The following is a 13,789-nucleotide window of genomic DNA, read 5'->3' as shown; positions in this document are numbered from 1 at the left end:
GATTTAATTAACTTTGGCTATGGATTCGATTGATTGCATTAAAGGCCTTTTTATCTTATAAGTGAGAATTCCCCTAAAATTAAGCAATAAAAAATGCGGTTATTTCTAACCGCACTTTGCTTTTATTATCTCTTGTTTATTTCTTTGGCGCTTGCATAAAGCGGAAGAAATCACTATCAGGTTTCAAAATCATCATATTATCTGAACCTTCAAAGCTGCTTTCATAGGCTTTTAAGCTACGAATAAAGCTATAAAACTGTGGTTCTTGGGCAAAAGCTTGAGAATATAGTTTTGCCGCTGCCGCATCACCATTACCTCGTAATTCTTGTGCTGTTTTATTTGCATTCGCTAAGATCAAGGTGACTTTACGATCCACATCCGCTTGAATGAACGCCGCTTTTTCTTTACCTTGCGAACGATGTTCACGAGCAACCGCATCACGTTCTGCACGCATACGTTGGTAAATGGAAGAAGAGACTTCATCCGGTAAATTGATTTGTTTTACGCGAACATCAACGACTTCAATCCCTAATTCAGAGGTACTATCCTGCCCTGAATTTAGCGCTTTTTTCGCCCCCGCCATTAATTCACCACGCGTACCTGAAACGATATCTTTAATTGTACGAGTACCAATTTCTGAACGCAGACGGTCATTCACTTTACGGCTTAATAAGCTTGAAGCTTGGTTATAATCACCACCACCCGTTGCAGTATAGAAACGACCGAAATCGCTGATTCTCCATTTCACATAGGAATCCACCAACAAGTCTTTTTTCTCGACTGTCACAAAACGAGTAGCTGAGCCATCAAGGGTACGAATACGCGCATCAAGCACTTTAATGCTATCAATTAAAGGCAATTTAAAATGCAAACCTGGTTCATAGACGACCACTTTATTTTCTGCATCACGTTGTACTTTGTTAAAACGCAACATGATGCCACGAGTGCCCTCAGTTACAACCACGACGCTGGAATATAACACCGCAGCAATCACCACAATAATCGGAAGTAAAAATTTACGCATTAGTTAAATCTCCCTTGGCGAATGCCTTCATTTGATTGAACTGGTTGAACCGCTTGTGTTTCTACACGACGTTCCTGTGTTGAAACAGGCGCAGAACTGACCGCACTTTCAGAAGTAGTGGCCACTGGCTTAACCGTCTTTTTACCCATTAATTGCTCCAATGGCAATACAGTTAAATTGTTACCATTATTGCTATCTAGCATCACTTTAGGTGTATTTGCCATGACTTTTTCCATGGTTTGAATATAAAGACGCTCTTTTAACAAATCAGGGGCCGCTTTAAATTCAGGTAGCAGACGTTGTAAACGTTCCACTTCCCCTTGCGCATCTAGCACAACACGATCTTTATAAGCCGTTGCTTCTTCAACGATACGCTGTGCATCACCACGAGCGATTGGCTCTTTCTCGCGAGCATAAGCTTCCGCTTCACGAATGTAACGTTGTTCGTCTTCCTGTGCTTTAATCGCATCATCGAAAGCATCTTTCACTTCTTCTGGTGGACGTGCAGATTGGAAGTTCACGTCAATCACTTCAAGTCCCATATCATAAGGTTTGATAATATCGTTCAAGGCTTTCCATGTATCTTCACGTACCACGGCACGACCGGTTGTCAGCACATCATTCATAGTCATATGACCAATCACATAACGAAGTGCACTGTCAGTCGCTTGTCCAAGACTATTGTCCGCATTGCTTACGCTAAACAGGTATTTTTCAGGATTTTGCACGCGATATTGCACAGTCATTTCCACTTTAACCATGTTTTCATCTTTGGTTAACATCGCACCTTGCGTTTTAAGCTCACGAACTTGTTCTACATTCACTGGAATCACTTTATCAATAAAGGTTGGTTTCCAGTTTAAACCTGGTTGAACGATAGAATGAAACTCGCCAAAACGTAACGTTACGCCACGTTCTGCTTCTTTAATAGTATAAAAACCGCTTGCACCCCAAATAATCCCTCCGATTACTGCAGCGATCGGTAAAATCTTACCTAAATTAAATGCAGGTATATTCGGCGAAGTATTATTTGATCCGCTCTTCTTATTGCCACCACCTAATTTTTTCAACAGATTATTAAATACTTCTTCAATATCTGGAGGTGATTGTTCCTGATTTTTATTGTCTCGAGCGCCCCAGCCATTTTCATTTTGCTTATCTGATGAATTATCTGACTGTTTTGGACCACTGCTCTGTCCCGGTTTACCCCAAGGATCTTGATCTGGACCGTTTTGCGACATTACGTTCTCCATTTGTCTAAAATTTTTAATGAGTTTAACGAAATAAATGGGGTTAGTCTATGAAAATACAAGTGGCAATGCAAATTATTATAAAATAAAAAATCCTTGAATATTTTCAAGGATTTTCTTTTATTCATTTACTTGGTAAATCAAGGATTTTTGTATATTTTTTTCTACTAAACTTTTTCCATCCCATTGATAAAAGTGCGGTTGAATTTTTGACTGATTTATAAATGCCGCAAAGTAAAAAGGCAATTCATCCGTAAAGATCAACGCACCTTTCGGACAATAATCTGAAAAGATCTGCAGTTGTTCTGGCAAATGCGTCACACTTGATAACTTCACTATTCCTACGCCTTGTGATTTCAACACTGCTTCACGCAAACACCAACAGCGATAAAAAGCCTGCTCCTTATCAAGTTGTTTAGCAAACCATTCTTGCTCTGTTTGTAGCGCAAAATGAGCCATGAGTGCAGAAAAATTTCGTTTTTTAGGAAATTCAAGATCAATACCGACCGCACTTTTTTCTGAGTTATTAATATGCAGCAATACGGCAACCCAATCACCTGAATGACTAATATTAAAATCGATATTCTCGACGGGAAATTGTGGTCTGCCACTTTGTGTACGATAAATTTGTCCTAAAAGTGCGGTTGATTTTCCCGCTGTTTTTAACAACTGCCAAAGTAAAAAATGCGCCAATCGACGACATTGATGACGTTGCGTTATCCGAGAATTTCCCTGCAGTTCCATATGCAAATTCTCAGGGACTAGTTCCCTAGGGATTTCATCGAAAGGAAAAGGTTGTTGAATATTGGCGTAAGCAATAAAAGTTGTCATAAAATAATGAATAAACACGCAAGTTTTCTTGCATTATAAAAGGAAATCCACCGCACGCCAATGGAACCCAAAAAGAAAGGGCGCTTATCACGCCCTTTTGAATCAAAATAAAAGTACGGTTAAAATCAACCGCACTTTTTGATTATTTCAACAAATATGCACGTAATTGTGCAAAGTCGTCATCCATTTCATCAGAAAGTAATGGCAATTTATTGTGTTTATCTAACGCTTCTGGCAATGGAAGATCAAGCGAAAGAATACGCTCCACAGACTCTTTAAATTTTGCAGGATGTGCCGTACATAAGAAAATACCGGTTTCATCCGCTTTAAGTTGATCTTTCAATACTTGATAGGCGATTGCACCGTGTGGTTCACATAAATAACCTTTTGCATACATCGCTTTTAAGGTTTCTTCTGTTTCGCCATCACTCAACATACCTGAACCTAAATCACTTAAATTCCAGCCATTACGTTTAAATAACTCTTCGACACGAGGCCAGTTGTTCGGGCGACTCACATCCATCGCATTAGAAAGCGTCGCTACGGTCGCTTTAGGTGCCCAGTTACCTGATTCTAAATAACGCGGTACGGTATCGTTCGCATTGGTTGCTGCAATAAAGCGTTTAATTGGTAAACCTAATGTTTTTGCGATTAACCCTGCGGTTAAGTTACCGAAGTTGCCACTTGGTACAGAAACCACGACATTATCACGTTTTTCTTTTGGTAATTGCGCTACCGCTTCAAAGTAATAACAAACTTGCGCTAATAAACGACTAATGTTGATGGAATTTGCTGAGTTTAAACCAATCGCTTGACGCAGTTCTGCATCATCAAAGGCTTGTTTGACTAACGCTTGGCATGCATCGAAATCACCATTAATCGCCACAGTGCGAATATTACCACCTAAAGTACAGAATAGTTTCTCTTGTAATGGGCTGATTTTGCCTTTCGGGTATAAAATCACCACATTGATGTTTTCTAGCCCATAAAATGCGTGGGCAACTGCCGCACCGGTATCACCGGATGTTGCCGTTAAAATAGTAATTTTGCCATCACCACGCACAGCAGCGAGCGCCTGCGCCATAAAACGACCACCAAAGTCTTTAAATGCTAAAGTTGGACCGTGGAATAATTCAAGGGCATAAATATTGTCTTCTACTTTTTCTAACGGTGCAGGAAAAGTAAATGCATTTTTCACCATCGCATCTAAAGTGGCTTTCGGTAATTCTTCACCGATTAATGCGCCAAGAATTTTTTGGCTACGTTCCACCAATGGTAAGGCTAATAACTCGTCAATATTGGTTAAAGCAGGGATCGTTTCGGGAAAGAACAAACCTTGATCTTTGCCAAGTCCTTGACGTACTGCTTGCGCAAAATTCACTTGTTCTTCAGGGTGTTTGATATTGTACAAATTCATTGTATATCCGTTAATTATAGAGTTTTAATAAAATGTTATTCCCCTCTTATAAAAGAGGGGATAAAAGCGATTTATTGTTTAACCGAGCTCTCTCGCGCCGTCATTATCGACCTTACAAACATGAACAAAGCCTTCATTGTTTTGTAAATAATGATTTTCTAAATAAGTCGCCAGTTTTGTTGCCGTTTGTAAATCGGGTGCAATGGAGAAAATCGTTGGACCAGAGCCTGAAATCCCCGTTGCTAACGCGCCTAAATCACGCGTAGCTTGTTTCACTTCTGCGAAATTTGGTAATAAAGCCTCACGGTAAGGTTCTGCAATCACATCTTTCATCATCATCGCAGCAAGGTTTTCTTGATGCGTGTGACATGCGTGCACAAAGCCACCTAAATGACGACCATGAGAAATCACATCTTGACGCGTGTAGCTTTTCGGTAAAATTGCACGCGCTTCAGCGGTTGAAACCTCAATGCCTGGGTAAGCTAAAACCCAATACCAATTATCAAAAAATGGCAGTTTTTGGCAAATGTTACCGAGGGATTGTACCATAAATTGCACACCGCCTAAGTAACAAGGTGCCACATTATCATAATGGATAGAACCTGAAATACGACCTTCTAGCTCCCCCATCATTTCTAACAATTCCATTTTTGAGAATGGTTCATCGTGGAATTTATTTAATGCCACTAATGCTGCTACGATAGAGCACGCACTTGACCCCAATCCCGAACCAATCGGCATATTTTTCTCAAGGGTCAAACGCAATGGTTTCACTCTCACATTGCGTAATTTTAATTGCTCACTAAACAGCACATAGGCCTGATACACGATATTTTTTTGCGGTTCTTTTGGCAATTTACGCACAAAATAACCCGCACTTTCGAGTTCAAAACCACTTGGAATAGACTCAATCTGTACAACATCACCTAATAATGAACCATCAATCGGTGAAATGGCTGCGCCTAATGTGTCAAACCCTACACTAATATTTGCACTCGATGCCGGAGCATAAATTCTTAACATGCTAAGTCCTTTTTAGTGGTGTAATGTTCTTAAAATATCTGCAAAGATGCCGGCTGCAGTCACTGCGTTACCTGCGCCATAACCACGCAATAACAACGGAATTGGTTGATAATAACGCGTGTAGAATGCAAGGGCATTTTCACCGTCTTTCACCTTATACAATGGATTATTTTGATCCACAGCGATGATTGATACCTTGCAGTGACCATCTTTAATTTGTCCTACGTAACGCAATACTTTGCCTTCTGCTTTCGCAGCTTCAACGCGTGCTTTAAATTCCGCATCTAATTGTGGCAACATCGCCATAAATTCATCGGCTGATTTGCCTTCAGAGAAGCCTTTCGGTAACACGCCTTCCACTTCCACATCGGAAAGCTCAAGTTCTAACCCTGCTTCACGCGCTAAAATAAGCAATTTACGTGCCACATCTTGTCCTGATAAATCATCACGAGGATCTGGTTCTGTAAACCCTTTTTCACGTGCAAGTGCGGTCACTTCTGAAAGAGAAAGTCCCTCTTCTAATTTACCAAAAATGAAAGAAAGTGAGCCCGATAAAATACCTTCAAAATACTCAAGCTCATCCCCTGCTGCCAATAAATTCTGTAAGTTTTCGATAACCGGTAAACCAGCGCCTACGTTGGTTTCGTATAGGAATTTATGTTGGCTCGCTTGTGCATTGCGACGTAATTCGTGGTAATAAGCTAATTCACGGGTATTCGCTTTTTTATTTGGAGTGACCACATGGAAGCCTTCTTTTAACGCACGAGCATAAAGTCCTGCAACCGATTCAGCTGTTGTACAATCTACGAAGACTGGGTTCACTACGTGGTGTAATTTAATGAAAGATAACAACACATCGAAATCAGAAGGTTGGGTTGCATTTTCAAGATCTGCTTTCCAATTATCTAAATTCAATCCGTTTTCATCCAAAAGCATTTTTGTTGAATTCGCTAAGGCACAAACACGGATTTCAATGTCCTTCTTTGCGAGGTATTCTTTTTGATGTTTAATTTGTTCAATTAACTCACCACCAACGCCACCAACGCCGACTAGAAACATATCGACAACTTTCTTGTTATTAAAAAGGGCTTGGTGAGTCGCTTTCACAGCTTCAATCGCTTTATTTTGCGCGACAACTGCGGAAATTGAACGCTCAGAAGAACCTTGTGCAATTGCGACTAAGCTGATATTCGCTTGTGCTAAGGCAGAGAAGAAACGAGCCGCAATACCTTTAGCTTGTTTCATACCATCACCTACAACTGAGATGATAGATAGATCTTTTGCGACTTCAATTGGCTCTAAGTCATGCGCTTTTAATTCTGTCGCAAACTCTTGTTCTAAAATCGCTTTCGCTGCATCCGCTGATTTAACTGGCACACAGAAACTAATGCTGTATTCAGAAGAAGATTGAGTGATTAAAATAACTGAAATACCGGCTTTTGACATGGCTGAGAAGACACGCGCAGCCATCCCTACCATGCCTTGCATACCAGGGCCTGAAACATTAAACATTGCCACGTTGTCAAGGTTAGTAATCCCTTTCACTTGTAACCCTTCAGATTTTACATGACCATCGATTATTGAACCAGGTGCAGATGAATTACCGGTGTTTTTGATCACACAAGGGATTTGTTTTGGCAATAATGGACCAATTGTACGTGGATGGATCACTTTCGCGCCAAAATAAGAAAGCTCCATCGCTTCACGATAAGAAAGGCTTGGTAATAAACGAGCATCTGGCACTAAACGAGGATCACAAGTATAAACGCCATCCACATCAGTCCAAATTTCACAAACAGACGCATCTAAACAAGCTGCTAAACAGGCTGCTGAATAATCAGAACCATTACGGCCTAATAACACTAATTCACCTTTATCATTACATGCGGTAAAACCAGCCATTAGAACCACTTTATCTTTTCCGATACTTTTCGCATCAACGCGTTTTGTTGATTCGTCAATATCAACTGAAGATTCTAAGTAACCGCCCTGTGCTAATAATTGCTTAACTGGATCAACAATGTGAACACTGTATCCGCGTGCTTCAAACCACGCTTTCATCATGGCAATCGATAATTTTTCACCACGGCAGTCAATGGTTGCTTTAACTTTATCTTCTACTTTTCCAGCTTGGCGGATTTCTTCTAATAAACCTTTAATTTGGGCAAATTCTGCATCAATGAGGGCTTTGGTGCCAGCAAGATCAAATTTATTATTTTCAGCGTGTAAACCATTAATGATGTTATAGAAAATCTCAATGGCTTCGTTAAAGTGGGTATCAGTAGGTTGGTTTAATGCGGCTTTTTCAGAGAGGGCAACAAGATGATTAGTAATTTTAGCAGGAGCGGATAACACACCGGCAGCCTGCTCTTCCAAATGAGCTTTTTCGATTAATTGAGCCGCTTGCGAGAAACGCTCAGGATTGGCTAATGAAGTGCCACCAAATTTTAATACGCGCATGATAATATCCTCAGATGTTGTGATTTTTAAATACTAAAAAACCCGCACTAGACTGAATGCGGGTTTTCTTGATCCTGTTTGTTACGCACTAACCCGCCCCATTAATTGTCGTAATGGTCATAATAATGGTGGTAATCATGAAAGTGCGGTTATTTTTCATTGTGTTTTAACCTTGAAAAAAGATGTGTTTAGAAATACCGAAAAAGCGCAGGCTTGTCAAACACAAAATCAAAAAAATGAAGATTTTTTCTAAAAATCATCGCTTTGGTGTAGAATGAAGAGAGTTTCACATTGGTCAGGAAGGGAATTATGACAATTCAACAAGCACTCGAAACCATCCATCAAAAAATCCAAGACGCCACACAACTCGCTCATCGCCCTGAAAATGCGGTCACTTTATTAGCGGTTTCTAAAACTAAACCCAATGAAGCGATTTTAGAAGCCTATCATGCAGGACAAAAAGCATTTGGGGAGAACTACGTTCAAGAAGGTGTAGATAAAATTCAGTATTTTGAAGCACAGAATATTCAGCTTGAATGGCATTTTATTGGCCCATTGCAATCCAATAAAACGCGTCTTGTGGCCGAACATTTCGATTGGATGCAAACGCTAGAACGTTCAAAAATTGCTGATCGTTTAAATGAACAACGACCTGTCAATAAAGCCCCACTGAATGTTTTAATTCAAATTAATATCAGTGACGAAGCGAGTAAATCAGGTATTCAACCGGGTGAAATGATTGAGCTTGCAAAACACATTGAAAATCTACCGCACTTACGTTTACGTGGATTAATGGCAATCCCTGCTCCGACAGATAATATTGCTAAACAAGAAGCAGCTTTTAGCCAAATGGAACAATTATTTGAGCAACTTAAAGCCGCTTTCCCTCATCAACAAATTGATACCCTTTCGATGGGAATGACCGATGATATGCAAAGTGCCATTAAATGCGGTTCAACCATGGTGCGTATCGGTACGGCCATTTTTGGTGCGAGAGATTATTCGAAAAAATAATGGATAGAAAATAAAAAAGCGGTCAATATTGACCGCTCTTTTTTATCTAGATTTCATTAAACTTCTTCGCTCTTTTCAGAGAAACGTTCAATCTTCGCACCTAAGCAACGAAGTTTATCTTCAACGTGTTCATAACCACGATCGATGTGATAAATACGATCTACGATGGTTTCACCACTTGCGATACAGCCTGCTAATACAAGGCTGATTGATGCACGTAAATCTGTTGCCATCACTTCTGCACCAGAAAGATGCTCAACACCATGACACACTGCAGTATTACCTTCAATTTCCGCTTTACCACCCATACGAATTAATTCTGGAATATGCATAAAGCGGTTTTCAAAGATGGTTTCAGTGATGATACTTGTGCCTTCTGCTACCATATTTAACAAGGTGAACTGAGCTTGCATATCCGTTGGGAAACCTGGGTGTGGTGCAGTACGAATATTAACAGCTTTTGGACGATTGCCATGCATATCCAAGGTAATGCTATCTTCTGTGACTTCAACTTCTGCACCCGCTTCACGAAGTTTATCAATCACGGCATCCATGGTATCCGCTTTGGTATTTTTACATACCACGCGACCACCTGAAATAGCACCTGCAATTAAGAATGTACCGGTTTCAATACGATCTGGCACAATGCTGTGCTCGCAGCCAGTTAAACGCTCAACACCTTCAACGACAATGTGATCCGTACCAGCACCTGTAATTTTTGCACCCATTTTGTTGAGGAAATCAGCTGTATCGACAATTTCTGGCTCACGTGCGGCATTCTCAATGGTTGTTGTACCTTTTGCAAGTGTTGCAGCCATCATGATGGATAAAGTCGCGCCAACACTCACTTTTTCCATCACAATACGTGTACCTACAAGACGATCAGCAACAACCGCTTTTACGTAACCTTCATCCAGCTCAATCGTTGCACCGAGTTTTTCTAAGCCACTAATATGAAGATCAACTGGACGTGCACCAATTGAACAACCACCAGGTAAAGAAACTTGACCTTGATGAAAACGAGCCACCAACGGTGCTAATGCCCAAATAGAGGCACGCATGGTTTTTACTAATTCATATGGCGCAACGAAGTGATCAATTTTAGAACAATCTAATAATACTGCACCTTCAGCATCACGCTCTACCACAACACCAAGTTTGCGTAAGATTTTTAAAGTGGTATCAATATCTTTTAGTTCTGGTACGTTTGTTAATTTAACCGGTTCAGTCGCCAAAATGGCGGCAAAAAGAATAGGAAGTGCAGCATTTTTTGCACCAGAGATGGTTACAGTACCACTTAAGCGAGATTGCCCGCCATAAACACGAAATTTTTCCATAGAAAATCCTAGCTAGCTTGATGTAATAGACGATCCATTTTCCACTTTGCAGTGGTATAGGTTTTAATAGTTAAAGCGTGAATTTCGCCAGTTTGAAAGTAAGGCATTAATGGCGCGTAAATAGTTTGTTGCTGTTTTAATTTAGAAAGTGCAGCGATCTCATCGCTCACCACAATCACACCAAAGTGTGCATTTTCACCTTGAGCATAAACCTCATCTACATTCAGGCTTTCTTTTAAAATACGTTCAATTTCTTGCAGTTCCATTAGGATTTCCGTTTTAATGATGATCAATAAAAGTGCCAATCCAATGAGATAAATTCACTAAATCAGCAAGGGTTAATAACTGTTCCGGCGGATTTATCAACCGCACTTTTTTATTTGGTAACTGCTCACTATCATGTAGAAAATCACACAATAATGCAAAACCAGCCGAATCAATTCGTTTAATATTCGTAAAATCAAATTCAATGAAACTTTGATTCGCTAGTTTTTCTGATAAAAAAGAAGCACGTTGCTGCCATAATGGTAACAACGTGTTGCGGGATAGCTCCCCCGATAATTGAAGAGCTATCTTATCATTATTTTGGATTAAATCCCACTTTAACGCAGTCATTCGCTTATTTGCTCAATGTCACGGGTGCTGCGGCAGATTTTTGAATTTGAGCTGTTAAAGCATCAATACCTTGTTGACGTAAAATACCACTCCATTCGTTTTGTTTGGTGACAACCATGCTCACGCCTTCTGCAACCATGTCATAAGCTTGCCATTCGCCAGTTTTACTGTTTTTACGCCATTTGAAATCTAACTTGATTGGCGCTTGTCCACCATTTTGCACGATGTTTACACGAATGCTTACAAGGTTTTTGTCGCCTACTTCTTTAGCCGGTTCAATTTGAATATTTTGATCGGTGTAAGCGGTTAACACTTGCGCGTAAGCTTGTTCGATAAAATCGCTGAATGCTTTAAAGAATTTTTCACGCTGTTCTGGTGTGGTTGATTTAAAGTGTGAACCTAACACCAAAGAACCTGCATAGTTTACTTGCACGTAAGGTAATAAATCATTACGCACGATAGTACGTAAATAGTTTGGATCCTTTTTAATTGTTGCCTGATTGTTTTTGATATCGGCAAATAACTTATCTGATGCTTGTTGCATCAACACATAAGGGCTCGTTTCTGCACGTACAGTTTGAGTCACAAAAAGTGCAGTCACTGCAAATGCCATTACGCTAAACCATTTTTTAAACTGAGTAAATTTCATCATAAATCTCCTAAATAAAGATTATTATTTGGCTTTAGGTTCTGCTTTGTCAGCATTACCGTCGGCTTTTTTATCACCGTAAAGGAACTGGCCGATTAAATCTTCCAATACCATTGCGGATTTCGTGTCTTGAATTTGGCTACCGTTTTTTAACATCGCGGTTTCACCATCATCAAAACCCATAGTTAAGGCGATATATTGCTCGCCCAATAATCCCGATGTTTTGATCGATAACGAACTGTTTTCCGGAATTTCTTTATATTCTTCATTAATCGCAATACTGACTTTTGGCAAGTAAGATTTTTCGTCTAATGTAATGTCAGACACACGACCAATCACTACCCCACCTAGTTTAAGTGGTGCACGGACTTTTAGTCCACCAATATTGTCAAAAGTTGCAGTCACTGTGTAAGATTTTGTTTCACCAAAACCTTGCACATTCGCTACACGTAAGCCTAAAAACACTAACGCGGCGATACCGAGTAGTAAAAATAACCCTACCCAAAATTCATATTTAATTGTTTGTCGCATAAAAATACCCTTTTAGCCTGCCCCAAACATAATGGCAGTTAAGATGAAATCGAGCCCAAGAACCACAAGTGATGCGTGGACAACTGTTCTGGTTGTGGCTTGACTGATACCTTCTGATGTCGGAATACAATCATAACCATTGAATAACGCAATCCACACCACGGCAATGGCGAAAAATACGCTTTTAATAAATCCGTTTAGAATGTCATAGCTCCAGCTGACGGAATTTTGCATCACTGACCAGAAGCTACCTGCATCAACACCTTTCCAATCTACGCCGACAAGCGCACCGCCCCAAATACCAATCGCGGTAAAGAGAAGCGCAAGAATTGGCATCGCAATCAGCCCTGCCCAAAAACGTGGTGCAATCACTCGACGTAATGGATCAACCGCCATCATTTCAAGGCTAGAAAGTTGTTCTGTGGCTTTCATTAAGCCAATTTCAGCCGTTAACGCTGAACCTGCACGACCCGCAAATAAAAGTGCGGTCACTACTGGGCCTAATTCACGTAATAAAGACAGTGCCACAAGTTGTCCAAGGCTGGTTTCAGCAGAAAAATCCACCAAGACTACATAGCCTTGTAAGCCTAACACCATCCCAATAAATAAACCTGAAAGCAGGATAATTAATAAAGACTGTACACCTAATACGTACAACTGCTTCACTAATAAAGGAAAATGCTTACGAATTTGTGGCTTACCGACTAACGCACCAAACAACATAAAGCCTGATCGGCCTAATGCACGGAAAAATTTGATTACGCTTCGTCCAAGTGAAGAAATCATATCAACGATCATTTAAATAATTCCTCCACATAATCTTTTGCTGGATAATGGAATCTCACCGGTCCATCCGCTTCGCCTTTTAAGAACTGCACCACTTGAGGATCTTGGCTAGCGAGCAGTTGCTCTGATGTTCCTTCGGCAATCACATGTTTATCCGCAATAATATAGGCATAATCGGCAATGCTTAATACTTCCTGAACATCATGGGAAACCACGATAGACGTTAAGTTTAATGCCTCATTTAAGCGTTTAATTAAGCTCACAATTACGCCCATGCTGATTGGATCTTGCCCTGTAAACGGCTCATCAAACATAATTAAATCCGGATCAAGTGCAATTGCTCGAGCCAATGCGGCACGACGCGCCATCCCACCAGAAAGCTCTGAAGGCATCAAATCTGCTGCACCACGTAAGCCCACCGCTTCTAATTTCATCAACACAATTTGACGAATTAGACTTTCCGGCAAACAGGTATGCTCGCGAATCGGAAATGCCACGTTATCAAACGTGGAAATATCCGTAAATAAAGCGCCTGATTGGAATAACATTCCCATGCGTTTACGTACTTCGTAAAGCTCGCGATTTGAAAGACGACAAATATCTTGTCCATCAAACAAAATCTCGCCTTGTTCAGGATACAACTGCCCACCAATTAATTTCAGCAGCGTGGTTTTCCCGATCCCTGATGGCCCCATTATGGCTGTAATTTTGCCCTGTTGGACTTTTAAATTCAGGTTATCGTAAATCACACGCTCACCTCGTTTAAAGGTCAGGTTTTTGACTTCGATTAGATTTTTATTCATTAAAATCTCATTGGTTTTATAAGAAGAAATTTATTTTTCTCTCACGTTA

Annotated in this window: 14 protein-coding genes and 1 other annotated feature; of the genes, 1 reads left to right on the top strand and 13 read right to left on the bottom strand. The window is 40.3% G+C overall.

From position 1 onward, the window contains the following. Positions 1-136: 136 nt before the first annotated feature. The 6 genes from hflC to thrA all read right to left on the bottom strand — a co-directional run bounded on the left by hflC (position 137) and on the right by thrA (position 8,005). Positions 137-1,024 (bottom strand): protease modulator HflC, encoded by an 888-nt coding sequence (gene hflC / locus DPV81_RS03970; RefSeq protein ID WP_111386869.1) that lies wholly within the window; start codon positions 1,022-1,024, stop codon positions 137-139. After that, positions 1,024-2,265 (bottom strand): FtsH protease activity modulator HflK, encoded by a 1,242-nt coding sequence (gene hflK, locus DPV81_RS03965; protein ID WP_165818957.1) that lies wholly within the window; start codon positions 2,263-2,265, stop codon positions 1,024-1,026. Before hflK ends, hflC begins: the two co-directional genes overlap by 1 nt. 129 nt (positions 2,266-2,394) lie before the next feature. After that, on the bottom strand, positions 2,395-3,105 hold the full coding sequence (locus tag DPV81_RS03960; RefSeq protein WP_111387036.1) for a 4'-phosphopantetheinyl transferase family protein: 711 nt from the start codon (positions 3,103-3,105) through the stop codon (positions 2,395-2,397). A gap of 142 nt (positions 3,106-3,247) precedes the next feature. Then, a complete protein-coding gene (thrC, locus tag DPV81_RS03955; RefSeq protein WP_111386866.1) occupies positions 3,248-4,522 on the bottom strand; it encodes a threonine synthase in 1,275 nt (424 codons plus the stop codon). Between the two features lie 78 nt (positions 4,523-4,600). Further along, the gene (thrB, locus tag DPV81_RS03950; protein ID WP_005697139.1) at positions 4,601-5,545 is read right to left on the bottom strand and encodes a homoserine kinase; all 945 of its coding nucleotides are present in this window, start codon (positions 5,543-5,545) and stop codon (positions 4,601-4,603) included. A gap of 12 nt (positions 5,546-5,557) precedes the next feature. Continuing rightward, a complete protein-coding gene (thrA, locus tag DPV81_RS03945; RefSeq protein ID WP_049373944.1) occupies positions 5,558-8,005 on the bottom strand; it encodes a bifunctional aspartate kinase/homoserine dehydrogenase I in 2,448 nt (815 codons plus the stop codon). Between the two features lie 31 nt (positions 8,006-8,036). After that, positions 8,037-8,152: a sequence feature (Thr leader region), on the bottom strand. Between the two features lie 162 nt (positions 8,153-8,314). On the opposite strand from thrA, the gene DPV81_RS03940 reads away from it, so the two are divergent. Continuing rightward, the gene (locus DPV81_RS03940) at positions 8,315-9,019 is read left to right on the top strand and encodes a YggS family pyridoxal phosphate-dependent enzyme (protein WP_111386864.1); all 705 of its coding nucleotides are present in this window, start codon (positions 8,315-8,317) and stop codon (positions 9,017-9,019) included. 56 nt (positions 9,020-9,075) lie between these two features. Here the strand turns inward: DPV81_RS03940 and murA are convergent, their stop codons facing one another. From murA to mlaF, 7 genes are read right to left on the bottom strand one after another with little or no spacing between them, the layout of a single operon-like run. Beyond that, positions 9,076-10,356 (bottom strand): UDP-N-acetylglucosamine 1-carboxyvinyltransferase, encoded by a 1,281-nt coding sequence (murA, locus tag DPV81_RS03935; RefSeq protein WP_111386862.1) that lies wholly within the window; start codon positions 10,354-10,356, stop codon positions 9,076-9,078. Between the two features lie 8 nt (positions 10,357-10,364). Further along, complete coding sequence (locus DPV81_RS03930; RefSeq protein ID WP_049380103.1) at positions 10,365-10,622, bottom strand: BolA family protein; 258 nt, start codon at positions 10,620-10,622, stop codon at positions 10,365-10,367. A gap of 13 nt (positions 10,623-10,635) precedes the next feature. After that, entirely contained in the window at positions 10,636-10,971 is a 336-nt protein-coding gene (locus tag DPV81_RS03925; RefSeq protein ID WP_111386860.1) for an STAS domain-containing protein, read from the bottom strand. 4 nt (positions 10,972-10,975) lie between these two features. Beyond that, positions 10,976-11,623 (bottom strand): phospholipid-binding protein MlaC, encoded by a 648-nt coding sequence (mlaC, locus tag DPV81_RS03920; protein WP_070868785.1) that lies wholly within the window; start codon positions 11,621-11,623, stop codon positions 10,976-10,978. Positions 11,624-11,644: 21 nt separating this feature from the next. Further along, positions 11,645-12,151, bottom strand: a complete 507-nt coding sequence (gene mlaD / locus DPV81_RS03915) for an outer membrane lipid asymmetry maintenance protein MlaD (protein WP_111386859.1) — start codon at positions 12,149-12,151, stop codon at positions 11,645-11,647. Positions 12,152-12,163: 12 nt separating this feature from the next. After that, entirely contained in the window at positions 12,164-12,949 is a 786-nt protein-coding gene (gene mlaE, locus DPV81_RS03910) for a lipid asymmetry maintenance ABC transporter permease subunit MlaE (protein WP_111386857.1), read from the bottom strand. After that, on the bottom strand, positions 12,946-13,740 hold the full coding sequence (mlaF, locus tag DPV81_RS03905) for a phospholipid ABC transporter ATP-binding protein MlaF (RefSeq protein ID WP_111386855.1): 795 nt from the start codon (positions 13,738-13,740) through the stop codon (positions 12,946-12,948). The genes mlaE and mlaF overlap by 4 nt, the downstream gene beginning before the upstream one ends. Positions 13,741-13,789 lie beyond the last annotated feature (49 nt).

It is taken from the genome of Haemophilus parainfluenzae (assembly GCF_003252795.1).
Lineage (GTDB): Bacteria > Pseudomonadota > Gammaproteobacteria > Enterobacterales > Pasteurellaceae > Haemophilus_D > Haemophilus_D parainfluenzae_K.
This window is presented reverse-complemented; position numbering and strand designations above follow the sequence as displayed.